23 protein-coding genes are annotated in these 22,858 nt (G+C 44.1%); 10 read left to right on the top strand and 13 right to left on the bottom strand.

The window, feature by feature from the left end:
* Window positions 1-4: 4 nt before the first annotated feature.
* Window positions 5-433, bottom strand: a complete 429-nt coding sequence (locus tag ACO067_RS22420; protein WP_421878599.1) for a hypothetical protein — start codon at window positions 431-433, stop codon at window positions 5-7.
* A 43-nt stretch (window positions 434-476) separates the two neighbouring features.
* Entirely contained in the window at window positions 477-647 is a 171-nt protein-coding gene (locus ACO067_RS22415) for a PID-CTERM protein-sorting domain-containing protein (RefSeq protein WP_421878597.1), read from the bottom strand.
* 145 nt (window positions 648-792) lie between these two features.
* Between ACO067_RS22415 and ACO067_RS22410 the strand changes: the two genes are divergently transcribed.
* Complete coding sequence (locus ACO067_RS22410) at window positions 793-1,494, top strand: MIP/aquaporin family protein (protein WP_421878594.1); 702 nt, start codon at window positions 793-795, stop codon at window positions 1,492-1,494.
* A 63-nt stretch (window positions 1,495-1,557) separates the two neighbouring features.
* On the opposite strand, the gene ACO067_RS22405 is transcribed toward ACO067_RS22410, so the two are convergent.
* Window positions 1,558-1,752: a cold-shock protein gene (locus ACO067_RS22405; RefSeq protein WP_421878591.1), complete on the bottom strand. Its 195-nt coding sequence runs from the start codon at window positions 1,750-1,752 to the stop codon at window positions 1,558-1,560.
* 268 nt (window positions 1,753-2,020) lie between these two features.
* Window positions 2,021-3,100 carry a fatty acid desaturase family protein gene (locus tag ACO067_RS22400; RefSeq protein WP_421878587.1) on the bottom strand — a complete coding sequence of 360 codons (1,080 nt, stop codon included), beginning with the start codon at window positions 3,098-3,100 and terminating at the stop codon, window positions 2,021-2,023.
* 267 nt (window positions 3,101-3,367) lie between these two features.
* Between ACO067_RS22400 and ACO067_RS22395 the strand changes: the two genes are divergently transcribed.
* A complete protein-coding gene (locus ACO067_RS22395) occupies window positions 3,368-3,499 on the top strand; it encodes a hypothetical protein (RefSeq protein WP_421878584.1) in 132 nt (43 codons plus the stop codon).
* A gap of 75 nt (window positions 3,500-3,574) precedes the next feature.
* Here the strand turns inward: ACO067_RS22395 and ACO067_RS22390 are convergent, their stop codons facing one another.
* On the bottom strand, window positions 3,575-6,376 hold the full coding sequence (locus ACO067_RS22390) for a S8 family peptidase (RefSeq protein WP_421878581.1): 2,802 nt from the start codon (window positions 6,374-6,376) through the stop codon (window positions 3,575-3,577).
* A 261-nt stretch (window positions 6,377-6,637) separates the two neighbouring features.
* Here ACO067_RS22390 and ACO067_RS22385 point away from each other — a divergent pair, with 261 nt between their 5' ends.
* A complete protein-coding gene (locus tag ACO067_RS22385; protein WP_421878577.1) occupies window positions 6,638-7,483 on the top strand; it encodes a M57 family metalloprotease in 846 nt (281 codons plus the stop codon).
* A 79-nt stretch (window positions 7,484-7,562) separates the two neighbouring features.
* Here ACO067_RS22385 and ACO067_RS22380 read toward each other — a convergent pair whose 3' ends face one another.
* On the bottom strand, window positions 7,563-8,114 hold the full coding sequence (locus ACO067_RS22380) for a DUF2911 domain-containing protein (RefSeq protein ID WP_421878574.1): 552 nt from the start codon (window positions 8,112-8,114) through the stop codon (window positions 7,563-7,565).
* A gap of 107 nt (window positions 8,115-8,221) precedes the next feature.
* On the opposite strand from ACO067_RS22380, the gene ppgK reads away from it, so the two are divergent.
* The 6 genes from ppgK (at window position 8,222) to ACO067_RS22350 (ending at window position 13,172) form a co-directional block, all read left to right on the top strand.
* Window positions 8,222-8,971 (top strand): polyphosphate--glucose phosphotransferase, encoded by a 750-nt coding sequence (ppgK, locus tag ACO067_RS22375; protein ID WP_421878571.1) that lies wholly within the window; start codon window positions 8,222-8,224, stop codon window positions 8,969-8,971.
* Between the two features lie 23 nt (window positions 8,972-8,994).
* Window positions 8,995-10,674, top strand: coding sequence for an AMP-binding protein (locus tag ACO067_RS22370; RefSeq protein ID WP_421878569.1), 1,680 nt, complete (start codon window positions 8,995-8,997; stop codon window positions 10,672-10,674).
* A complete protein-coding gene (locus tag ACO067_RS22365; RefSeq protein WP_421878566.1) occupies window positions 10,664-11,596 on the top strand; it encodes a D-2-hydroxyacid dehydrogenase in 933 nt (310 codons plus the stop codon). The genes ACO067_RS22370 and ACO067_RS22365 overlap by 11 nt, the downstream gene beginning before the upstream one ends.
* 6 nt (window positions 11,597-11,602) lie before the next feature.
* On the top strand, window positions 11,603-11,875 hold the full coding sequence (locus ACO067_RS22360; protein WP_421878563.1) for a hypothetical protein: 273 nt from the start codon (window positions 11,603-11,605) through the stop codon (window positions 11,873-11,875).
* Window positions 11,876-11,896: 21 nt separating this feature from the next.
* The gene (locus ACO067_RS22355; protein ID WP_421878560.1) at window positions 11,897-12,781 is read left to right on the top strand and encodes a hypothetical protein; all 885 of its coding nucleotides are present in this window, start codon (window positions 11,897-11,899) and stop codon (window positions 12,779-12,781) included.
* Between the two features lie 178 nt (window positions 12,782-12,959).
* On the top strand, window positions 12,960-13,172 hold the full coding sequence (locus tag ACO067_RS22350; protein ID WP_421878557.1) for a hypothetical protein: 213 nt from the start codon (window positions 12,960-12,962) through the stop codon (window positions 13,170-13,172).
* 24 nt (window positions 13,173-13,196) lie between these two features.
* Here the strand turns inward: ACO067_RS22350 and ACO067_RS22345 are convergent, their stop codons facing one another.
* Entirely contained in the window at window positions 13,197-13,430 is a 234-nt protein-coding gene (locus ACO067_RS22345) for a cold-shock protein (RefSeq protein WP_421878554.1), read from the bottom strand.
* 343 nt (window positions 13,431-13,773) lie between these two features.
* On the opposite strand from ACO067_RS22345, the gene ACO067_RS22340 reads away from it, so the two are divergent.
* Entirely contained in the window at window positions 13,774-17,292 is a 3,519-nt protein-coding gene (locus tag ACO067_RS22340) for a caspase family protein (RefSeq protein WP_421878552.1), read from the top strand.
* Here the strand turns inward: ACO067_RS22340 and ACO067_RS22335 are convergent.
* The 6 genes from ACO067_RS22335 to ACO067_RS22310 all read right to left on the bottom strand — a co-directional run bounded on the left by ACO067_RS22335 (window position 17,286) and on the right by ACO067_RS22310 (window position 22,833).
* On the bottom strand, window positions 17,286-17,483 hold the full coding sequence (locus ACO067_RS22335; RefSeq protein ID WP_421878549.1) for a hypothetical protein: 198 nt from the start codon (window positions 17,481-17,483) through the stop codon (window positions 17,286-17,288). The two genes, ACO067_RS22340 and ACO067_RS22335, sit on opposite strands and share 7 nt — an antisense overlap.
* A 249-nt stretch (window positions 17,484-17,732) precedes the next feature.
* Window positions 17,733-18,092, bottom strand: coding sequence for a hypothetical protein (locus tag ACO067_RS22330; RefSeq protein WP_421878546.1), 360 nt, complete (start codon window positions 18,090-18,092; stop codon window positions 17,733-17,735).
* Entirely contained in the window at window positions 18,092-18,706 is a 615-nt protein-coding gene (locus ACO067_RS22325; protein WP_421878543.1) for a tetratricopeptide repeat protein, read from the bottom strand. The genes ACO067_RS22330 and ACO067_RS22325 overlap by 1 nt, the downstream gene beginning before the upstream one ends.
* On the bottom strand, window positions 18,706-19,545 hold the full coding sequence (locus tag ACO067_RS22320; protein ID WP_421878540.1) for a Ku protein: 840 nt from the start codon (window positions 19,543-19,545) through the stop codon (window positions 18,706-18,708). The genes ACO067_RS22325 and ACO067_RS22320 overlap by 1 nt, the downstream gene beginning before the upstream one ends.
* 90 nt (window positions 19,546-19,635) lie before the next feature.
* Window positions 19,636-21,948, bottom strand: a complete 2,313-nt coding sequence (gene ligD, locus ACO067_RS22315) for a non-homologous end-joining DNA ligase (RefSeq protein WP_421878537.1) — start codon at window positions 21,946-21,948, stop codon at window positions 19,636-19,638.
* A 3-nt stretch (window positions 21,949-21,951) separates the two neighbouring features.
* Window positions 21,952-22,833 carry a DUF72 domain-containing protein gene (locus ACO067_RS22310; protein WP_421878534.1) on the bottom strand — a complete coding sequence of 294 codons (882 nt, stop codon included), beginning with the start codon at window positions 22,831-22,833 and terminating at the stop codon, window positions 21,952-21,954.
* Window positions 22,834-22,858: the final 25 nt, after the last annotated feature.

Genomic DNA, 22,858 nt, shown 5'->3' with positions numbered 1-22,858 from the left:
GTGATTAATACGGAGAAGATCCTGCTGTACCGAGTGCTACTTCGGCCCAGCCAGTACTTACGTATACAAATAATTTTTCTCCTGCTGTGTCGAAGTATAACTGGCCTGTATAGGGACTATCCGGGACATCTGAACTGCTGGTACCGGTAGCGATCGTTTTCATTACCCGCCAATCGGCGCTCGTGTAGTAGTAAAACGAGCTTAAATCCGTATCGAAAACTACGAGTCCAATAGCTGGTGACGCGATGGCTGTCCGTTCTGCAGTGGATACACGAGGTATCAGAAGCCCCTTGCTGGCAGAACTAACATCCAACATAGCTGATGGATCTGGTGCGGATTGATCTTCATTGATACCTACGTTTTGTGCCCACGCTGTTGACACACCGAGTAGCAGCACAATGAAAAGTAGGTTTTTAATCTTGGTTTGTATCATGGTTAGATTGATAGATTAAGTGACTGATTCTTCAAAGGAAGGATTAAGACTTTCGATGCTTGTAAATCTTTCTCAAGCCATAGGCTCCGCCAGCTACGAGCAGTGCAGATAATCCTCCGTCAATTGGCGTGGCAGGTGGTGCGCCTTGAGCGAAGGCAGGGACCATTAACAAAATGGACAAACCCAGAAAAAGGAAAATACTGATATGTTTCATGGTTTAATCGTTTGATTGTTGATGGTAGAAAGGCCAAACATGGATAAACCCTACTTTTCAATTGGAATGGCATAAGAATACCGCAGACCATCTCTCCATATATGCGTTCTTTTCCTTAATTTGGGAGGAATCAAACCTGAAACTGATGACCCCATTTTTTGGAGAACTTCTTGGCACTTTTATACTCATGGTGTTGGGAAACGGCGTAAATGCCAATGTATCATTGAACAGGACCTATGGTCAAAATGCTGGCTGGATAGTGATCTCGCTTGGTTGGGGAATTGCCGTATTCGTGGCAGTATTTATCTCTGGACCCATAAGTGGTGCTCACATTAACCCTGCGGTGACTATTGGTTTGGCAGTAGCTGGAAAGTTCCCCTGGAAAGAGGTTCCTTTCTACATTGTCTCCCAGATGATTGGAGCCTTTTTGGGAGCATGGGTTACTTATTTACAATACCGACCACACTTTACAGCAACAGAAAATGCAGATGCTAAACTCGGTCTTTTCAGTACGGGTCCAGCAATCAAAAGCACTGTAGATAACCTGATGTCTGAAATCATCGGAACATTCGTCCTGGTTTTTGCGGTGTTCTTTTTAGTCAGTGGTGAAGGGTTGGGCTCCTTGGATGCTCTTCCAGTTGGGTTGCTGGTGTTGGGAATTGGGCTCTCTCTGGGCGGAAGTACTGGTTATGCCATTAACCCTGCACGAGATTTGGGTCCCAGAATCTTTCATGCCATTGCTCCTATTTCAGGCAAAAGAGACAGCAACTGGGGGTATGCGTGGATTCCAGTGATTGGCCCTGTTCTGGGTGCTTTGATAGCAGGATTGGTTTACGCGATGCTATAAAAAAAGCCGTGATCTCTCGAACACGGCTCTCTTAATGAAAACTGGAATATTGTTATCCAGGAATTAGCTGACTACTTCTACATTTACAGCGTTCATTCCTTTTCTTCCTCTTTCTGTTTCGAATGTTACTTTGTCGTTTTCACGAATTTCGTCTACAAGACCACTCTCATGTACGAAAATATCATCTCCACCATCAGCTGGCTTAATGAAACCAAATCCTTTTGAATTGTTAAAAAACTTAACTGTTCCTTCTTGCATTGTATTACTTGTATTGATTAAAAATATTATTCGACCAGATCAAAACCGTAGCCTTGAGCTAGTCTGCACTTGAAAATATGAAGGAATAAGAATGAGAATAGGAGAAGTTCGAAAACTAAACTATTGATATGATTACTCCCGTATTAACGAAATGATGGTGCAAAGCTACACCTTATTAATGGCATTTCACTATCCCAGCTCTTTTATTCTATCTAACTTGAGCAAAATAGTAGTAAAACCATCTAAATAACTATCGTACAACCACTTATCAGGCTCTACCTAATTGATAAAGCATGTCGGTGTGGCTTCTCAGTGCTTCAAAAAGCGTCGTTTGTGTATGATATGGAATTCCGTACTTTTCCGCAGTAGCTCGCACAATTTTCGAAATATCTCGATAATGGACGTGACAAACGTGAGGCATTAAATGATGCTCTATCTGGTAATTAAGGCCACCAACATACCAGGACAAAATCCGGTTGGATGGTGCAAAATTACACGTAGTAGCCAACTGATGAATGGACCAGTTTTGACCGATCAAACCATTCTCATCGGGTTGAGGAAATTCGGAAGTAGGCATGATATGCCCCATCTGAAAGATCACACTAAGGATAATGCCAGTCACAAAATGCATGCTCAGAAACGCAACCACAATCACCCACCAGGCCATTGGTAGCATAATTAGCGGCAAAACAAGTGCATAGCTGAAATAGAACAGTTTCCAGAAAGCTGCTGACACTAGTAAGCGATTATACTCTCCTTTGCTTTTGATGAATCCAAACTCCATGTACCTCCCCAGTCTGGTGAAGTCTCTAGTGGTTACCCAAATAAGCGTCATGAGCCCATATAGTATCCAAGCATAAACAAACTGGAATCTATGAATCCAATAGCGATTCTGATCAGGTGAAAACCTTAAAATACCAGGAATATGTAGATCATCATCTGCCTCATCAATGTTGGTATAGGTGTGATGCAACACATTGTGCTGAATCTTCCAGACTGTAGGATCGGCACCAATTAGATTAATGGACCAACCCATGATCTTATTGACTGACTTTTTAGACGAAAATGACCCATGCAAAGCATCATGCATTACGCTCATGCCTATGCCAGCCATACCCAATCCACTGATCAGGTACAATCCAAATAGAAGAGCCACATTACTGACCACTCCTGTACTAAGAACGATCAAAGGAATGAGAAATAAAGAGAGCATTACAGCTGACTTGATCAGCATTCGATAATCACCACTCTTGGAGATCTTCTTCGAAGCAAAATATTGATTGACACTTTCCTTCAACTCTTTAGTGAAATTGATGCCAGTGTGATTTGCAAATTTGTATGTATTCATGAAAGGTTGGTAAGTACTTCTGTCACACGCTAAACCATTTGTGTGATGCTCATTGAAGTACTGAATGAGGTTAATTTTATTTCTTTACGATGGTCCATAGAATGAAGCCTCGTAAAACTACGAGCTATTAGGCGATATAAATAACCGTTCATCATTTATTTTGGGTTAAGTTCTGATGACTAGAGGTCATTCACTACCTATTAGTAGTTTTGTTTAAACTTTTCATTTTTTCTTTAAACATAAAGCATTGTGTGATGTTCTACCACCATGCGAAAACGATTACTCATATTGGGTGTTATTGTTGCAGGGTTCATCGTTGGGTTTACTGTGTACAATGCCAAGTCTGGTTCTGGAGTATTTGAGAGCAGCTTGGTCAATAAGTCTACCTCATCTTACTAACCTGCCAAGTAAAAAGTAGAATAAGAGTGCAGATTGAACACGGACCCAAGATGCCTTGAACACTTGGAGGCCATCTCATTCATTCACTAATAGCTTTCCTTTGTTTTGCCGTCCGTCGAGCGTTATGATATAAGTATAAAGACCTGGCCGTAGGTCATGTACGGATATGGCCTCCCTAGTTGATTGCAGTTCCTGATCCAGAACGAGTCTGCCCTGAACATCATATACGCTACATCTGCCCAAAGAAGCATTTTCACGACTATAAACGAATAACTGATCTCCTGACTTGATCGGATTCGGAAATACTAAAACATCTTTCTCTGTAAGGTAATAGGTGTCACCTATCTCCTCCTGTAGCATCTGACCATTGATAAATTCAATCGTGAGACGGTATTTGTTGTATCCTTGATTTGGAAAAGCATCTAACACTCGTTCATTTTCTTTTATCGTCGTGGATTCATACAGCAGTTCATATCGCTGGTTTTTCCAGGATTCTATCCGTAGATTGTTGATTCCATACGTACTGCTTAGCTGTAGATTGAGGTATATTCCCATTTCCACATCTACTTCCTGGAAGAAGGACTTTACAAAACAACCGGCTGCTTGTTCTTGATAATCGAAAGTGTACGTTGGTAAAAGCTGATAATCCTGCAACATCGGGGTAATACTGAAAAATGGGTTATCTGGAGAATAGATCAGCAATGAGGTGTCCTGTAATAGTTGGTAATCCTCTAAATATTGGTCACCCGGTTGTCTCACCGCATAGCTTGCCACTCCATTTACATTCTCCCAGGCAAGTAACAGTGAGTCTCCGCAATTGAATCCAACACTTGATGAAAGTGCTGATGAAATGGTAAATGGCTCCGTTTTAAACGTATCCACTCCCACAACCATTGCAGCAGTAACAACACCAGCCGGTTGCCGATCAGCCTCTTCCCACCTCCAACTCTTCTGCTTGAGATTAACCGCTGCATCAAGAACCTGCCAATCAGAATTTCCCAAATAGGAGTAGATAAGTGATCCTGTTGGTGAAGACAAGGTGTTCTCCCATCTGAAGTAAGTGCCTGTTTCTCCATTGTAGGGCATATTGGCACCTTTCACCGGGTAATTCCATTCGAATGTATTGAGCGTGTCTGCTCGATACACCACACTGTAAGATTGCTTCTCTGTCAACAGAGTTCCCGATACCTGCAACTGATACGTTCCAGATTCTTCCACTAAAAATGACACCACCTCTACCGTATTGGTGGCTACATCTTTTCTCCGGACGGCTGGGGCTTTGAGTCGATCCACATCAGGACTACTGTCCAGCACCCAGGGTAAGTACACCTGACCAGAGGGGGAGATTACCTGTAAATCCAGGTCATTTATCAGGGGTTTTTGATCTCCGGGGTTTCCTGGTGGGTCATTCCACACTAAAGCAATAGTCACTTGAGCTACTGTGGCGTCTACTTCCAGGTCATAATTCCAATCGGTGTGGTTGGCGTTAAGACTAGAATTAACAAATTGGCCCGAAGACAAAAGAGATAAACTCCGGTAGGCATTCAGCATACCAAATCCCCGCTCATAATCTGGTCCGGGAGCATCCAAATCCTCACATCCAGTCACCAATAATGCACGTAGCAACGAGGATGCCGGATATTGCCCCGTTTGATTCTTGAATGACTGCTGCAGCAAAGCTAAAGTCCCAGACACCATCGCTGCACTGTTGGAGCTTCCCACCATGCTGTAAGCGGATAGATCTGGTTTCACTCTCCCATCAAATGTAGGTCCCCGTGAAGAAAACACCTGACTCCTGCCCACAGAATCCACCGCTCCGATGGTTAGTACATTTTTGGCGGATTTGAAGTTTCCAGTCATGTTGGCAAAGGGTCCAATACCAGTGTATTTACCTTCAACTGGCACTTCTTGTCCACTATTCCCAATGCTGAAGACATGTATGAGTGTAGAGTCATTCTGGGTACTTTCATCATAAGCCTGAGCGGACAGACCGTAAAAATTCTCCACTTCTGTACCATAAGAGTGGTTTTGTAGGTGCACTCCCAAGCGATCATAGTCCTCTTTAGCTTCAGGAAACAACACTTCAAATGAAGCGCCGGTGAGATGAGCACCACGCGCCACTCCCCTGCCCGTGATGAAGCTATTGCCGGCTCCAGCGATGATGGTGGCCATTTCCGTAGCATGATTGCTGAGTGACTCGGCCTCCAGTCCTGACGGGGTACTTCTACCTCTCAAATCCAAATCTGTGGAGTTATAGGCATTTTCCTTGACAGATATGATGACACCTTCGCCATTTAAATCTGGCCGTTCAGCATGTATTCTTGAAATGACATTGGCATTTAAGTTTAAATCAATCACCCGGCTTTCTTCTTGTGCCTCCAAGGACTCAAGTGACAGAAAGCTAACACAGGACTCTTTCGCCAGTGCAGCGAGGAGCTTCCTCTTCCCAAAGCCTTGATAGTAACGATCTGTGATTCGATGAAGCTGATATTTCTGTGCCGTCCGGTGGATTTGTTGTTTATCATTTGATATAAAATCCACCAAAAATGAAACTTTTTTACCCTTCGGTAAGCTGAAAATGGACTTGGACCATTTCCACTTATCATTGACAGGATAAATCTGAGTAGCGTGTGCCATTAGTATACCTACTGAATCACTCTGAACCACCAGCCAATTTCCGTCAAGCCTACGCACTGGTTTGAAACGGTTTTTTAACTCAGGATTTAAGTAAGCTTCCGGTTTTAGTTGTGCTAAAAATGTATTCCCAGTCATTTTTTTGAGATTGACAGACGGGTTCACAAGTAGCTCCTTCATCCAATCCTCATCGGGCTGACCTATGGTGGAGAACTGGGTCAAAACACCCAATAGCAAGCCCATGATTGAGCGCCTAAAATGAATAAAACGATAATGCATGAAACACGGCATAACTGGAAGGTTTAAGTGAATTTACACACAATTACATTCAATAATTTTTATAAATAATATTGAACGTAAACCAAATTAAATTTTGCATTTACGCTTTATTTGTTTTATTAATTTGTTATATCAAATGATATACTACGAATAAAATATTATATTTTTTATTTCTTCAATAGTTTATGATTCCTATATTGGGCCCTTAATTAAACCTAATTCATTATGTTAAAACTCAGATTTCCGCTAATGAGTGCTGTTGCACTCTTAGCCTCAGTATTCATTTGGTCATCTTGTGCTCAAGATGATGTAACGCCTACCACAGATGAAATCTCGGACGAGGTTTCTGCCAAGTTTGAAGAACTTGGTTTTGACGTGAGTGACATTCAGAAGTCAACGCGTAAAAATCCAATTTCAGGAGAAGTAGAATCTGGATATCTATTGGAAAATGATATCATGATCACAAGCACTCTTTTCGAAGAGATGCTTGAAAGCAAAATTGCTCATGAAGGTGCTTGCGGTGAACAGTACAGAACGAACAATCTTGTAAGCTCTCCACAAACAATTACTGTGTTGGGTTACACCGGTGGTGGAAATGCGTTGGACAACACTATGAGAACAGCACTCTCATGGGCTGTTGACAACTACAATGCACTCAACATTGGGTTGAACTTCAGCTTATCCTATGGTACCAACTTCAGCAATTCTGACATTGTAGTCTACCGTGTCAGTGGTGGAGGTGGTGGTTCTGCTGGTTTCCCTAGTGGAGGTAATCCGTACAAGTGGGTGCAGATCCAGTCTGGCACATCCAGCTATGGAACTAACACCACAGAGCACGTAATTACGCATGAAATTGGTCACACTCTTGGTCTGAGACACACAGACTATTTCAACAGATCACTTTCTTGTGGTAGCGGTGGCAATGAAGGTAGTGGTGGCGTTGGAGCCGTTCATATTCCAGGCACTCCAACTGGATTTGATGCCAACTCCATAATGCTATCTTGCTTTAGCGCAAATGAAGACGGAGAATTCGGAAATTATGATCGTGTGGCTCTAGAATACCTTTACTAAGGTTTAGACCTGCTCGATTGTAAACAAACTAGAAAGGCCGCTCAGCGGCCTTTCTTATTTTGACCCATTGGTGACCACACTAGTTATTAACGATAACCGGCACTTCCAGTCTGACATTACTCCATTCCATGAATAGTTTGACACTATTATCGTATAGTGGCTCCAGTCGAATGGTAAACTGCTCGGTAGGATCTGCCTTCTGAACAGGAATCATAACTGAAGCGAGATCCAATTCCTTATTGGGCTCTATGGCTCCCCATACACCGAGCTCTGAATTGAGAAACAATTCAAAATAATGCTCTCCAGGTACAGTATACATTCGGTACCTTCCTTTTGGAATTTCCTGATCAACCAGCAGGATATCCTGATTGAATTCTATTTCTGTACTCTCGTTAGCACCTAATCTCCAGTATTGACCATAAGGCTGCAATGCACCTTCTTCTGACTGCCCAAAGATCAAACGATCTCTTACAGATGGTCTGCAATAGTCCACTGACACCTCAAGGTCACCGTTAGTTAGCTGCACTTGATCCGAAGGGCTCAATGCATATCCGCGATAAATCATGTAACCTGCTCCAGCAGCTAGCAGGACTACAAGTATTCCAACACCAATTAAAATTTTCTTTATCATGTGTTTCAAAAGTTTGTCTTGAGCACCAAGGTAGATCACTTTATTTGCTAAAGCAAAAGCCGGTTACTCTCTGAATCGATAGTTTTTTGGTATGTTTGAAATTACATATGAAAGTACTAGGAATTGATATTGGAGGCACGGGAATCAAAGGAGGTATTGTAGATACTAAACGAGGGGTATTGATTACCGACCGAGTAAGAATACCTACCCCAGATCCAGCCACACCCACAGCGATGATAGAAACGGTCATTCAACTGGTCAAAGAGTTCGATTACAAAGGTCCTATAGGTTGTGGTTTTCCAGCAGCTGTCAGACATGAAATCGTCAAGACTGCCTCTAATATCGATAAATCCTGGATTGGTATGAACGCTGCAGAGCAAATCAGAAAAGCCACCAAATGCCCTACTCACCTGCTGAATGACGTGGATGCGGCTGGTATGGCCGAAATGAAGTTTGGAGCTGGGGTGAAGCAGAAAAAAGATGACACCACACTAATGGTGGCAGCCGGGACGGGAATTGGTACTGCTCTATTCATCGGCAAAAAACTAGTGCCCAATACCGAATTGGGGTTTGTCCAATTACATGGAATGGCTGGGGAACATTATGCCGCCAACTCAGTTCGAAAAGCGGAGGATCTAAGCATGGAACAGTGGGCGAAACGATTCAACGAATACTTGATGCGCCTGGAGCAGCTTTTTTGGCCGGACCTGTTCATCATGGGTGGTGGTATCAGCAAACAGTTTGAGAGCTATGAAAAATTCTTCACATTGGATACCAAGATCGTTCCTGCTGCTACGCGTAACCACGCTGGAATTATTGGCGCAGCACTTTCCGCCAAAGCACTGATTAAGAAATAACAACTAACACATTATCCCACAAAATGAAAGATTTTTCCTGGTTTGCGAAGTATCCTGAAGTAGTTCCCCATGAGATCAATCCCGATAAATACACCTCGCTTGTAGATTTTCTTGATGATTGTGTCAAGCGATTTGACGACAAGCCGGCATTTGAGAATATGGGTGTCGAACTCTCTTTCAATGAGTTAGATGAGCAAAGTACCGCTTTGGCCAATTACCTGATGCATGAGACCTCACTGGTAAAAGGGGATCGTGTCGCACTGCAAATGCCCAATGTGCTGCAATATCCCATAGCACTGTTCGGAGTGCTAAAAGCTGGAATGGTGGTAGTCAATACCAACCCTCAGTACAAACCATCCGAAATGGAGCATCAGTTCAACGACGCTGGAGCCAAAGGAATCATCATTCTGAGCACCTTTGCTTATAAACTGGAGGAAGTGATGAAACACACTCCGGCCACTGAAGTAATCATTGCTGAAGTTGGTGACATGCTGGGAATGTTCAAAGGAGCCATTGTTGATTTCATGGTCAAACGGGTCAAAAAGATGGTTCCTGATTATGACTTACCCGCAGCTATTAATTTTGGTGATGCACTCAAAAAGGGTAAAAAACACAACTATCTATGTCCTCCATTCACCAATACTGATCTGGCCCTGTTACAGTATACAGGTGGCACTACTGGAGTAGCCAAAGGGGCTGCTTTGAGTCACCGAAACCTGATAGCCAATATCGAACAAGTAGCTGCCTGGATGAAGCCCTCGCTCGTGGATGGAGAAGAAATCACCATCACACCGCTCCCATTGTATCACGTTTTTGCACTCACCGTCAATTGTTTTGGCATGATGCGGATCGGTGCCAAGAGTGTTTTGATCACTGATCCTCGTAAAATGGGAGACTTCATCAAAGTATTGAAAAACACCCCTTTCACTGTAATTACGGGAGTCAACACTTTGTTCAATGGGTTAGTACAACGTCCTGAATTTAAAGAAGTTGATTGCTCTCACCTAAAAGTTGCTGTAGCTGGCGGAATGGCCTTACAAAAAGCGGTGGCTGAAAAGTGGAAAGCCATCACCGGCAATGAAATCGTAGAAGGTTATGGGTTATCAGAAACGTCCCCACTACTCACTTGCAATCCTATTGATGGCAATAGTAAACTGGGCACCATTGGACTACCAGTACCATCTACCGAGATCAAAATAATTGGAGATGATGGCGAAGAAAAAGGTGTTGGAGACTTTGGGGAGATCTGGGCGAGAGGTCCACAGGTGATGACTGGCTACTGGCAAAACCAGAAAGAAACGGACATTGTGATGGAAGGTGAATGGTTCAAAACGGGAGATATTGCTTTCTTTGACAGTGATGGCTATATCAAAATCGTGGATCGTAAAAAGGAAATGATCAACGTATCAGGCATGAAGGTATTTCCTAATGAGGTAGAAGATGTAATAGCCATGATGCCAGAAGTACTCGAAGTAGGTGTTATTGGGGTTCCTCACAAGAATTCAGGTGAAGTAGTCAAAGCCTTTGTCGTCAAAAAGGATGAAAGCTTGTCTGATGAACAAATCATGAAGCATTGCCGAGATCATCTGGTGGCTTACAAAATGCCCAAGTTCATTGAGTTTCGTGAGGAACTACCTAAATCAAATGTCGGTAAAATCCTGAGAAAAGAACTTCGAAAAGACGAGGTAAACAATGTCGCATAATATCGTTGTATTAGACGGAAAGTACGCCAACCCTGGAGACTTAAGTTGGGACCCTTTGAAGGCTTTCGGCACCACCACGGTTTATGACCAAACCAGCCCTGATGAGGTAATCTCCCGATCTGAAAATGCCGATATCCTAATTATCAACAAGATCCATCTTGGTGCTGACCAGTTTGAACAACTGCCGCAGTTAAAGCTGGTGATCATTTCAGCCACCGGAATGGACAATGTGGCATTAGATGCTGCACGTCAATATGGTGTAACCGTGAAAAATGTGGCGGGCTACAGCACCAATTCTGTAGCACAGCATACCTTTAGCCTACTCCTGGAACTCACCAACCAGGTGAAGGCTCATCATGAATCTGTAGCAGGTGGAGCGTGGGACAAAAGCAAGGGATTCAGCTACACTCTCCATACCATCCCTGAGCTTTCTTCCATGAAGCTCGCAGTAGTGGGTTATGGGCAGATCGGACAGGCTGTGGCTAAATTGGGTCATGCTTTTGGAATGTCTGTAATGGTGGTAAGCCAACATGCCACAGATCTAGAAGCCTTCGAACTAGTATCGCTCAACAAGGCTTTCCAAGAAGCTGACGTGGTAAGCCTGCATTGGCCTATGACCAAAGATCGGGCAGGAATAATCAACAAGGAATTGTTATCTCTGATGAAACCTACCTCCTATTTGATTAATACGGCCCGGGGAGGCCTGATCAACGAAGCAGATCTCTTGGATACCTTGAAGGCAAATCGCATTGCCGGAGCAGGCCTTGACGTCCTTTCTCAGGAGCCACCCACAACAATTCACCCTCTTGCGCTGTTAGACAACTGTATTATAACTCCTCACATAGCCTGGGCATCTCAGGCTTCCAGGCGTCAATTGCTAGACATTGTTTTTCAACACGTCGAGGATTTGAATCAAAAATAAGAATCTGTGCAAGCTTACGGAACGTACATCAGGTATGCTTTAGGTGGAATCAGCGCCATTTTGGGTGTTGCATTCCTATTCATTCCCTTCATACCCTTAGGATACGTTCTCATCTTTTTAGCCTTGTTCATTCTTGCCCCAAAAATCCCCTTTCTTCGCAAATACCTCAGGTTCTTAAAAAAGAAAGATAAAAATGGTCATTTGAAGCGCATAGAAGAGACAATGAATGAGTGGGAATCCTCTCTGGCGGAAGAAGAAAACAAGTCCACTAATAAATAATTGGATCAGCAAGATCGATTTATGACAGTTTTCTATTTTTGCACCAAATACGATTTGCAAAAAATGAGGCTCGGTCAACTCGCACGACATCTAGATACTTCGATAAACGACATTACTGAATACCTGGCAACCCAAGGTATCGAGAAGAATAGTCATCCCAATGTAAAACTCAATGAGGAAGATGAGGCTTCTGTCATTGCACATTTCAGGCCCGATTTGGTAGAAGCTGCAGTTGATGAAGTGGTAGAAGAGCCACCCACCCCAGAAGCCACCAAGTTCACCTCTGAAACGGAAGAAGAGACAGCATCACCTGAGATGGCTGAACCATTGACTGAATCGGAAGTGACTCTCCCAGAGGACAATGAAAACACGATAGAAGCATCTAAATCTCCCATTGCCATCACGGCGGCAGAGTTGAACTCCGAGGATGAGGATGGCGAAGTAGAATACACAGACTTTGACGTGATCAAAGCACCTAAAGTAGAGCTTCCCGGACTGAAGGTAGTCGGAAAGATTGACCTTCCTGAACCCAAGGTAAAGGAAGAAACAGCAGACGAGGACAACTCAGAAGAACCGATAGAAGAAAGTACAGAAGGGCCAAAGGTGATTCGTCACAACCGAAAAAACGCCAGACGTCAGCTCACAGAAGAAGAACGTGAAGCCAGACGTCAACGCAACAAGCGGGAGAAGGCCAAACGCATAGCACGACAGGAAGCCCGCCGTAAGGAACAGGAAGAAAGACGTGTAAAGGAAATCAAAGAGAACCACTACAAGCAAAAAATCAACAAGCCTGTCCCACCGACCAAGCTGAAAAAAAAGAAAGCCTCTAAAGCTAAATCCGTGGAAGAACAGCGCCCACAACCTAAGACCGTATTGGGCAAGTTTTGGAGATGGTTAAACACCTAATGCTGAGCTTGGATCTAACCGGGTTGACCCAACAACAGTAGGAGTTCGAGGATGGTTATAGAGAGGACTTTTAGGGGCCATAAACGGCCAACTTTGAGGTTGTAGAAGAAAAATCAGAAATTTCTGACTTTTTTGTAATCGTGAGCCGTGCAACCACACTAACCAAAATAAAAAGCTCATGACACAATCAAACCACTCCATTAGTCATTCTCAAAAAGTAGCGATCAAATCCATTCTCATTGCCATCGGGGCCTTGTCATGCATTGCCTCGATCTATTCACTAACAGCATTAGGTTTTGATACCTCTGTTCTTGCCGGGCTGACCTCTGGTGCCAGTTTGTTGGGCATGGGACTTGGTCTGGATCGGATGATTGCACAAAAAAAACCCTGACGTTTCTGTCAGGGTTGCATCTCTTTATTCTTCTTCTGGCTTTTCGTCTCTTTTCTTTTTCTTGTCCTCTTTAGGAGGCTCCGGCTTTTCATCAACAATATTTCCAAACTCATCTACATAGGCGATCATATCTTCCAGAGTTCCACCTTTATCATTGTTCTCCTTCCTTTCCATTTTCTTCTCCATCTTCTCTTTCTTCTTCATGGCCTTCTTCTTCTCCTTTTGCTTTTTGATGAAACTATTCTGTGATCTTCCCATACATTTTTACTTTTTAGATGAATAAATAAAGTCACGTGAGTCGGTGTAGACTCTTTAACCAGAATGCCCTTTTTTTGCTCGTAGATGAGGTCTTAAACCAATAAGCACAGCTCACTGACGGAGGTCAGCGTGTTTCTAAAGACGAAACAAAATCAACAATGAGGCGCCTTAGGACTACTAGAAGGCTAAATACAGCGTGACTCTAACCGCTTTCTGATGTTGCAAAGCTAATCATAATGTTGGCCACTACCGACGAAATCCTCAAAACTCTTTTTTGCCCTATGCAAATGGCCCGGTTATTGGGTAACACTCCTATCTTTATATTGGATTAACCAAAGTACCCATGCGATTCACACTAGCCATTTTCACTCTGCTCAGCTCATCCATGTTTTCTGTAGCGCAAGTAGAACTCATTGTCCCCATTGGCCACAGCCGACGAATTACAGAGGTGCAACAGTCCGCTAACCAACAATGGCTGGCCTCTACAGATGGTTCAGATGTAGTGAAGATTTGGAATTATACCAATGAGCTGGAAACCTATCATTTTTCAACTGAAAAGCCAGTCACCTCCATCTCTTATGCGCCAAAAGGCCCAATGCTCTATGTAGCTGACCTATCCGGTAAAGTGTATCAACTCAATGAAAAAGCACAAAACCTACTAACCATCAACACGAATAGTTCCTCTCCATGGATAAAGGCACTGGGTTCGGATTCACTGGTGGTAGTGGCTGACAATTTGGTTTCACTTTGGATTAAAGGGAAGCAAGACCAAACACTGAAATCCAAAATAGGTCAAATAAACACTGCCAGTGTAGACAAGAAGATCTTGTACATAGGTGGTGCCGGTGGAAAACTGGAAACAATTGACCTGAATAAAATGGAGTCTCTTGGATTGGCTGAAGTGTCGGAAGATGACCTGATTAGTATCAGCAGTTATCCAGAAGGAGCTCTAATAGGTACACAGCAAGGTCAATTGCTTACTTACAATCCAGTATCCAAATCCACTAAATCTACCAATGCGTTCTCCCTCCGAACCTATGATATTGCTTACAACAAACAATTGAATCAGATAATTGCCTGCGGGAGAGACTCAAAACAAAACATCAAGTCATTTGACCTCAACTTGCAAGAACAGCCACTGCCCTTCTCCTGGTCCGAAAACATGGAGTCGGAAGCGTTTCAATTTGGATTGCGTGTGGTAAATACCAATACGGACTCTACTTTGTTATTGGCCAACTATGAAAACCAAATTCTTGAATATGATTTTAAAAACAAGCGGTGGAATAAAACTTTCAAAGGTCAAGCTGCAAGCATTTACGACCTGGCGGTAGATCGCACCGGTCACCAGCTAGCCATTGCTTCCAATCATGGTGTTATTAAGGTATTGGACCTCACTGGAGCATCCTCTGACGTGGTTTTTGAGGCCAGCCCATCAGGATCACGTGCCGTTGACTTTCACCCGGTAAATCCAGTACTCGCATCTTATGGATTGGATGAGCAAATTCGGGTCACCAACCTGATCAATCAAAAGGAACTCTTTACCCTCAAAGCAAAAGGAGAATACAGCACCACTCCAGTAACTTTTGATCCTACGGGTAAATATGTATTGCGCAAGAGCAGTGATGAGGACTTTGATTTTTACAATTTCTCTACCAACAAGCCCAACAACCTGAAAGTAAAGGATGGTAAGGATTATGTATTCACTCCTGATGGTCGAAAACTCATCTTTCATACTTCTAAAGGACTTACGGCATTCGATCCAATTGGACTGACCAAACTGACAGAATTACCTTTAGAAAACATCCAACACCTATCCATATCCAATAACGGGCAACTTGGAGTACTCCTGCGCGACGATCAAACTGTGAAAATCTATGATGCCAGCAACATGAAGATGCAATCAACGATTTCCCTGGAAGCATCAGCAGACAAACTGTATTGGACGCCAGATGCCACCACATTAATCGGGATTCGAAACTCGGTAAAACGCGGAGAAGGCGCACCGGACTTTTCCATCAAGTTGTATAACGCAATGACCGGTCAATTGAAAAAAACCTTATCTGGTCATTCTGGATTTACTTTTGATGTGGAATTTGTGAATGGAAAAATGCTGACCTGTGCGGTGGATGGCGTCATTAACATCTGGGAGGTAACCGATAAAAGCACTGAACCCAAGGGAATGGTCATTCCGCTAACCAACGATCAATATGTGGTAACCACTCCTTCTGGTTTGTTTGACGCGACGGCAAAGGCAATGGATCAGCTCCATTATGTCAAAGAAGGTGAACTGATCAACCTGGAACAGATCAAAGACAGCTACTACGAACCTAAATTGCTTTCCAAGCTACTCGAGCTCAACACCGAGCCGATACGTTCATCGGAAAGCCTTGCGGGAGTTGGGCTATACCCGGAAATGACCCTTGAACACCCACTTAAAAATGACGGTAAGCTAGGCATCCATCTGGGCAACAAAGGTGGAGGAATAGGTCGTGTGATTATTCTCATCAATGGCAAGGAAGTGAGCAGCGACGTGCGAGCTGCCAGTAGCACACCTGATGCCAGTTCGCTAGAGATTGATTACGACATTACAGATCACCCATTTCTGTACAACGACAAAGTGAGCAAGATTACCATCAAGGCTTACAACACAGATGGTACGCTGAGTACCGAAGAAAAAAGCCTGTATGTATTTGGTGAGCAAAAGACTCTGGAAGCTCCTAACCTGTATGCCATCATCGCGGGTAGTTCGGATTATGAAGGTGAAGCGCTGGACCTGAAATATGCGGCCAAGGATGCTGCTGATCTGGCACATGCGCTGGAGTTGAGTGCTTCTAAATACCTGGGCACTGAAAACACCAACATCACCCTACTCACCACTGACAAGGATAAGTCTGAGTGGCCAACCAAGCAGAACATTCAAAAGGCCTTTGAAGAGTATACGTCCAAGGCAAAAGCGAGTGACATTCTATTGGTTTACCTTTCCGGTCATGGTGTGAATCATACAGGAGATCAGAGCGACTTCTATTACCTAACCTGTACTGCCGGAAGTGGAGATATGAACAATACGGTCTTGCGAGATCAAACTGCTATTTCCAGCAGTGAATTTACCGAGTACATCAAGGCTGTTCCTGCGCTGAAACAGATCCTGATCATTGACGCATGCCACTCCGGACGCCTCGCCTCTTCATTGGCCTCCAGCCGAAGTGCGATGAGCTCTACCCAAATAAGAGCCCTGGAGCGTATGAAAGACCGAACCGGCCTATTTGTACTCGCCGGATCAGCTGCTGATGCAGTGAGTTATGAAACAACGCTGTACGGTCAGGGATTGCTCACCTATTCCCTGCTTTTTGGGATGAAAGGTGCCGCGCTGCGCGACAATGAATTCATCGATGTGCTGGATCTGTTTCAGTTTGCAGCCAACAAAGTGCCGGAACTGGCAGAAGAGATCGGAGGTATTCAAAAGCCAGAAATCAGAGTACCTGAGGATGGTAAGAGTTTTGACATTGGACGCCTGAACTCAGCCGACAGGGATGCTATAGAACTTGCAGCTCCTAAACCAGTCTATGTACACAGTCGTTTTCAGGATGAATCGGCGATTTTTGATCGACTTGATTTGAGCGATATGGTGGATCAGCAACTCATCGAATGGAGTAAAATGGACGATGCTTCCATCGCATTTGTAGATGACAAAGACTTCAGTGGAGCCACCATCATCAACGGGCGGTATGAAGAAGTTGATGGATTGCTTAAGGCTACGATCACATTTGTCCAGAAAGGAACAATAACCAAAAAAGTAGAATTAGAAGCGGTCAATGCCGCACTGCTGTCAGAGGCAATTCTAGCAGAATTGCCCGTTTACTGACAGATCACACAGTTGCCTGATTCATTGTTTTCACAATCGCTCAATGTGGCATAACAGCCTCCATCGATAGTGCCGTATGGTGCATCATCTGGACAACCCGTACAGTTTTCCAGATCTTCATCACAGGACATCAGTGCGGTGAAAGACAGTATTCCAATTAAGAACAATAGGTTGGTAATGGTCTTTTTCATTGTTAATTCGTTTGGTTAGATGAATTAACAAAGTTTAAATATCAATCGCAAATTGTGCAATCACCCCTTTCTACTGCATCACAATCATCAAAGGTCTGGTAGCACTGGGTAGAGCCTGGTACAGACCAGGGAGAGTCTGAAGGACAACCCGCGCACTGGGTTAACACATCATCTTCAGTACAGTGGTTGAAGATCATTAAGCTGGCGAAGGCCAGTAAGAAAAGTGGGAGTCGTAGTTTTTTGATCATGTTACATTGCTTTGCGTTCCTGATTTGATTTCTTAGAACCTTTGGCTTTCTCCATCGGTTTCTTGTTTTGCAAAATCAAATATCCTGCCGCTTTTTCTAAAAGCTCAGCATTTCCTTCATAATCATAGCCTAAAGATTTCAAATCACGGATCAATTTCCCATATTCTTCCATCCGGACATTCTTAAATCCTTCAGCATTTTGAAGATATACTGCTTCTATGATTCCCAAAGATCGTTTGAGGATCTCATATAGTTTGGTGGCCCGATGATCTTCAGACTCAGGTTGATGCTGATAGATTTCAGGTACGAGCGCTTTTAACTGCTCAAAATGTTGGCTTAGGATTTCGTTTTTCTTCGTCATTAGGCAAAGGATTTTAAGGTTTTAATCAGTTCGGTTGCAACTTCCAGGTCACCGTCTGGTGACAGGTTAATGTAGGTATCAATGACCTCAATCGCTTCCTTGTATTTCTTAAGAGAGATCAGTACCAACCCCAGGTTGTAATAGCTATTGGGAAAATCCGGGTCAATGTTGATCGAGACTTCATAGTGTGTTTTGGCCAACTTGAAATTGCCCATATCTGAATAGACATTGGCCAGGTTGTAATGGGCTTCAAAATGTCGCGGATCCAATTCCAGGCACTTCGTTAAGTAGTCAATACTTTTCGCTAAATCACCTTGCTGGGACTTAAGAATGCCCAGGTTGCAATAGGCATCTACTTCCGATTCTTTGTTCTTGATGGCCAATAAATAGAACTTCTCAGCCTCCGGATTTCCTTCTTCATCCAGTGTCAAGGCTTCCTCAAAAAAACTATCTGATTGTGGTAAGTTGACCAGTTTGGCTTCCTTGGGTGGTTGAGCAAACAGGTTCAATTGGCCAAAGTCTTCCGGGTCAGGTTTTCTGCTTTTTTTCTTCCTGACTTTCTTCGGTCCTAATTTCTCAGGAGGTGTAACCGGAAATTTGACGATTCTAGCCATCAACTAGCCTTGCGTTTCTTTTTGGTTTCTTGCTCTTCTTTCTTGGCCTTTTTCATTGGCTTCTTATCTGCCTTGGCCTGCTCAATACTTGCCTTCAATGCGGTCATAATATCCACTACCTCAGGCTCTTCCTCTGTAAAGGACACAACTTCCTTGCCTTCGATCTTGTTCATGATCATCTCCTTCAGTGCCCCGTTGTATCGGTCTTCCAGCTTCAGATCGCTAAACTTCTTGGTCATGGAGTCGATCAACGTGTTGGCCATTTTCAACTGCTCGGCTTCCAATTCAATGTCCTTATCGGTATTCGGTACATCCTTAATGCTTCTAACCTCATCAGGATAACGCAGCTTGTAGAGAAGAATTCCTTTCTCATGTGGAGTTAACAAAACAGTGCTTTCCCTGTCCCTCAATACCACTTTACCTACTCCCACTTTGCCAGACTCTCTTAACGATTCTGAAAGTAGCTGATACGTTTTGGCCGCAACATCCCCATCAGGCCCGGCAAAATATGGCGAGTCAAACAAGGTGTGATGCACTTCATTCGCATCGACAAAACCCTCAATCTCAATCACCTTGGTGCTTTTGAGTTTTACTTTCTCAAAATCCTCCTGGTCAATCAAGACATATTGTCCCGGCTCATACTGGTAGCCTTTGACAATATCTTCAGATCGTAGCGTCTCACCAGTCACTTTATCCTTCTTCTCGTACTTGACAGGATTGTTGGTTTCCTTGGCTAGCAGGTTGAAGGAAACCGTTTGCTTGTTATCAATCGCGTTGTATATGCGAATGGGAATGGTCACCAATGAAAACCGAATATGTCCTTTCCAGATTGCTCTCATAGCTTCTCTCGTTAACTTTCGTCGAGAAAGTTAATCAATAATCAACTATAACTACAAGTAAGTAGACTTAAATTATTGTATAACAGTTGATTATAGTAAATCAAACCGTGCTTTTTTGAAGACCGGATCACGGTAATTTCCGTCTTTTGTTAGCTCGCTATATTCAATCTCACAAGGAATGAATTCGGCTAACCAGAAACTCGGCTCCTTGATGTTTTCCTCGATCGGCTGAACCTCTCCTACTCGCTCCTGCATTTCGTTGGTCAACTCCTTCATGAGTTTGTCTGTAAACCCTGTCCCTACCTTTCCTCGATAAACCAATTGATCGTCTTGCTTCTCCACAATATGTAGCGATCCAAAAAAGGGCTGACGATCTCCATTGCCTTCTGTATACCCAACGATCCAGGCATCCACATAGTTCTTCACCTTGATCTTATACCACACATCTGAGCGCTTGCCAGGGTAGTATTTCCCCAATGGGTCTTTGGCCATGATTCCTTCCACGCCCATTTGACGAGTGGCAGCAAAAAGTGCCTCGCCATCTTTTATATCTTCACTCAATCTGTAAGGTGTGTTCTTCCGAAAAGAGTCTTTCAACCATTCCCGCCTTCTCAACCACGGATCATTAACAAGCGATCTACCATCCAGATACGGCACATCAAAGAGATAACAATAGGCTGGATTCTTTTTTACCAGATAATCAATCTCCATTTGCTTTTTAGTCATCAGCCGTTTGATCACCTTTTTAAAATCGGCCTTTCCCTCAGCATCTAGGCACACAATCTCCCCATCAAACACGCCATTATTGACCCGAAAGGCTTCTTCTGGTATGTTCAGCTCCGGGAACTGATCGGTAATGATGTTCATGTTCCGGCTTCTAATGGTCAACTCGCCTTCATTGAGCGTAATCATCACCCGAATACCATCCCACTTGACTTCATAGCGATAATCGCCTTTTGGTGGCTTCTTTAAAGCCTCAGCCATCATCGGTTGCACTTCCTGCTCCAGCATGTTGATCTGTGGTGCATCCACGCGTTCCAGCAGCCACTCTTTGTCTTTCATCAAATGCATGCGGTATTCGGCATTGATCAATGGACCAGATAAGCGGAAATAGAACCCGTTCTTTTTGGTTTTGGTGATCTCATATCTACCGGCTGCATAAATCCACATCATGCCACCGCCATACTGTCCTTTCGGAATTTCTGCTTCGAAAGCCAGGTATTCCAAGGGGTGATCCTCCGTTTGGACTGCCAGCCGCTTCACACCAGGCTGTGGGGGCATGCCACGTGGAACCGCCCAGGATTTTAAGACCCCATCTTGTTCCAGCCGCAGGTCATAGTGAAGGTGACTGGCATGGTGTCGCTGAATGACGAAGCGATTTCCCCGACCATCATCCTCCGGCACATAGGGTTCGGGCGTTTTATTGAAATCACGCTTCTTTTCATATTCAGCTAGCTGCTCCGGACTTTTATGTCGCTTGTTTTCCGGTAACTCGCGATACTGTGATCGCCTGGCCGTATCGGTATGCAAAGGCACTGCCCAACTGCGAATAGCTTCCCAGGGATCACCTTCGTCCAGTACCTTTTGTTTCACATAATCAATGGTAAACTCTTTTGGAGACTGGACCTTTTCAAGATCATCCCAGCTGATGGGTGTAGAAATCGGAGCACCTGCACGTCCACGCATGCTGTAGGGACTGACAATGGTTTGAGACGACTTATTGCGAAAGATGTCAATGAGCACCCGTCCCTTACGGGCTTCCTTGTTGAGATGGAGTGTGGTGTTTTTGTACTTTTTGATGAACTTATCAGCAATCTTCTTTGCCGTATCAAAGCATTCATCAAACGTGTAATTGGTCTCTAGCGGTGTAATCAAATGCAGCCCCTTACCCCCTGTTGTTTTCACAAATACATGATAGTCATAGCTTTCCAGTTCTTCCTTGAGCTTAAAAGCCAAATCCTTCACCTCTTCAAAATCATCCTTACCCTCTGGAGGATCCAGGTCGTAGACGATGTAATCCGGTCTATCGGCATATTCGCTAAAGCTGTGTATTTGATGAATCTCCAGACAGGCCAGATTGGCCAACCACACCAACGTAGCCTCTTCTTTCGCTACGATGTATTCCTTCTTGCGTTCTTTTCCCAGACGGATGTAATCAATCCAGTCAGGGGTCCAGTCGGGTCGGTTCTTTTGGAAAAACTGTTCGCCATAGATGCCATCCGGAAACCGAACTAACGATAATGGACGTCCTTTGATATGCCTGAGAATGGTTGGAGCCAGCGTCAGGTAGTATTCGATGATCTGTGCTTTGAGCACTCCATCATCCGGATACAAGACCTTCTCCAAATTGGACAGTTCCAACTTCCGCTTCCCGACCTCTACATGCACTTTTTGTTTGGGCATGAACTACACCGAGTAAGGAGATACCAACGGCAATCCGGTTGTTTTCTTGAGCTGACCGATCATGTACTCCGCCTGGCGTGGAGCAAAGGTCTCATCGTCCTGTTTGCTGAAAAAGTAGACTTCATTCACTCCTTGCCTGACCCACTCACCTATTCGTGTTGACCACTCGTCCATGCGTTTCAGATTGGTCGGATGCTGCTCGTAAGCCGCAAAGCGGACAAACACCTTGTCATTGGAGAATCGCTGGTGAATGATTTCCCGTTTCAGGGCCGTATCGGTGATGACGGCTGTTTTGTTCGTTGCTTTCAGTAAATCAAACAACTCATCGAACACCGCTCCTTCGTACCAGTCCTGATGACGCAGCTCCACTGCCACCGGAAAGTCGTTGGGCAGGTGCTCCAGAAATTCTTTTAGTCGGTCAAACCACTTCGGCATGAAGTTTTCCGGCATCTGCAGAAAGGTCATGCCCAGATTGTCCCCAAAGTTTTGACACATTTCTACGAAGTAGTCAGTAATATCAAAAATTTCGTCCTTTAGTCGCTTGATGTGGCTGATGCGGCGGTTAAACTTCGGACAGAACTTAAACTCATGCCCTTTGGCAGCCTCTGCCCACGACTGCATGTTGGCTTTCTTGACATTGTAAAAGGTGCTATTGAGCTCAATACAGCTCATCCGTCTGATGTACTCCGTGAGGTAATCTTTCTTTTTAGTGCCCTCCGGATACAGGTCACCTACCCAGGCATCTTCTCCCCAGACACTGCAGCCCACAAAGATTTGAGGGTTAGACGAACCAGAAAGCACACTGGCATTATCTGGGTGATCTGGTGGCAAGCTGAGATCCAGACTGTCCAGATCGTCGAGGTTTTCAGGAGCTCCGAATTTCATAGGATGAATATACGAAGTTTGGATG

The organism is Marinoscillum sp. (genome assembly GCF_965229915.1).
GTDB lineage: Bacteria > Bacteroidota > Bacteroidia > Cytophagales > Cyclobacteriaceae > Marinoscillum.
This window is presented reverse-complemented; position numbering and strand designations above follow the sequence as displayed.

What these genes read in the sequence shown, in the direction of transcription:
- ACO067_RS22415 (WP_421878597.1), bottom strand. Translation starts at nt 647, where the DNA reads ATGAAACATATCAGTATTTTCCTTTTTCTGGGTTTGTCCATTTTGTTA.
- ACO067_RS22340 (WP_421878552.1), top strand. Translation starts at nt 13,774, where the DNA reads ATGCGATTCACACTAGCCATTTTCACTCTGCTCAGCTCATCCATGTTT.
- ACO067_RS22310 (WP_421878534.1), bottom strand. Translation starts at nt 22,833, where the DNA reads ATGAAATTCGGAGCTCCTGAAAACCTCGACGATCTGGACAGTCTGGAT.
- ACO067_RS22345 (WP_421878554.1), bottom strand. Translation starts at nt 13,430, where the DNA reads ATGGGAAGATCACAGAATAGTTTCATCAAAAAGCAAAAGGAGAAGAAG.
- ACO067_RS22350 (WP_421878557.1), top strand. Translation starts at nt 12,960, where the DNA reads ATGACACAATCAAACCACTCCATTAGTCATTCTCAAAAAGTAGCGATC.
- ACO067_RS22405 (WP_421878591.1), bottom strand. Translation starts at nt 1,752, where the DNA reads ATGCAAGAAGGAACAGTTAAGTTTTTTAACAATTCAAAAGGATTTGGT.
- ACO067_RS22380 (WP_421878574.1), bottom strand. Translation starts at nt 8,114, where the DNA reads ATGATAAAGAAAATTTTAATTGGTGTTGGAATACTTGTAGTCCTGCTA.
- ACO067_RS22335 (WP_421878549.1), bottom strand. Translation starts at nt 17,483, where the DNA reads ATGAAAAAGACCATTACCAACCTATTGTTCTTAATTGGAATACTGTCT.
- ACO067_RS22325 (WP_421878543.1), bottom strand. Translation starts at nt 18,706, where the DNA reads ATGGCTAGAATCGTCAAATTTCCGGTTACACCTCCTGAGAAATTAGGA.
- ACO067_RS22390 (WP_421878581.1), bottom strand. Translation starts at nt 6,376, where the DNA reads ATGGGCTTGCTATTGGGTGTTTTGACCCAGTTCTCCACCATAGGTCAG.
- ACO067_RS22370 (WP_421878569.1), top strand. Translation starts at nt 8,995, where the DNA reads ATGAAAGATTTTTCCTGGTTTGCGAAGTATCCTGAAGTAGTTCCCCAT.
- ACO067_RS22395 (WP_421878584.1), top strand. Translation starts at nt 3,368, where the DNA reads ATGCGAAAACGATTACTCATATTGGGTGTTATTGTTGCAGGGTTCATC.
- ppgK (WP_421878571.1), top strand. Translation starts at nt 8,222, where the DNA reads ATGAAAGTACTAGGAATTGATATTGGAGGCACGGGAATCAAAGGAGGT.
- ACO067_RS22355 (WP_421878560.1), top strand. Translation starts at nt 11,897, where the DNA reads ATGACAGTTTTCTATTTTTGCACCAAATACGATTTGCAAAAAATGAGG.
- ACO067_RS22410 (WP_421878594.1), top strand. Translation starts at nt 793, where the DNA reads ATGACCCCATTTTTTGGAGAACTTCTTGGCACTTTTATACTCATGGTG.
- ligD (WP_421878537.1), bottom strand. Translation starts at nt 21,948, where the DNA reads ATGCCCAAACAAAAAGTGCATGTAGAGGTCGGGAAGCGGAAGTTGGAA.
- ACO067_RS22400 (WP_421878587.1), bottom strand. Translation starts at nt 3,100, where the DNA reads ATGAATACATACAAATTTGCAAATCACACTGGCATCAATTTCACTAAA.
- ACO067_RS22420 (WP_421878599.1), bottom strand. Translation starts at nt 433, where the DNA reads ATGATACAAACCAAGATTAAAAACCTACTTTTCATTGTGCTGCTACTC.
- ACO067_RS22320 (WP_421878540.1), bottom strand. Translation starts at nt 19,545, where the DNA reads ATGAGAGCAATCTGGAAAGGACATATTCGGTTTTCATTGGTGACCATT.
- ACO067_RS22365 (WP_421878566.1), top strand. Translation starts at nt 10,664, where the DNA reads ATGTCGCATAATATCGTTGTATTAGACGGAAAGTACGCCAACCCTGGA.
- ACO067_RS22385 (WP_421878577.1), top strand. Translation starts at nt 6,638, where the DNA reads ATGTTAAAACTCAGATTTCCGCTAATGAGTGCTGTTGCACTCTTAGCC.
- ACO067_RS22330 (WP_421878546.1), bottom strand. Translation starts at nt 18,092, where the DNA reads ATGACGAAGAAAAACGAAATCCTAAGCCAACATTTTGAGCAGTTAAAA.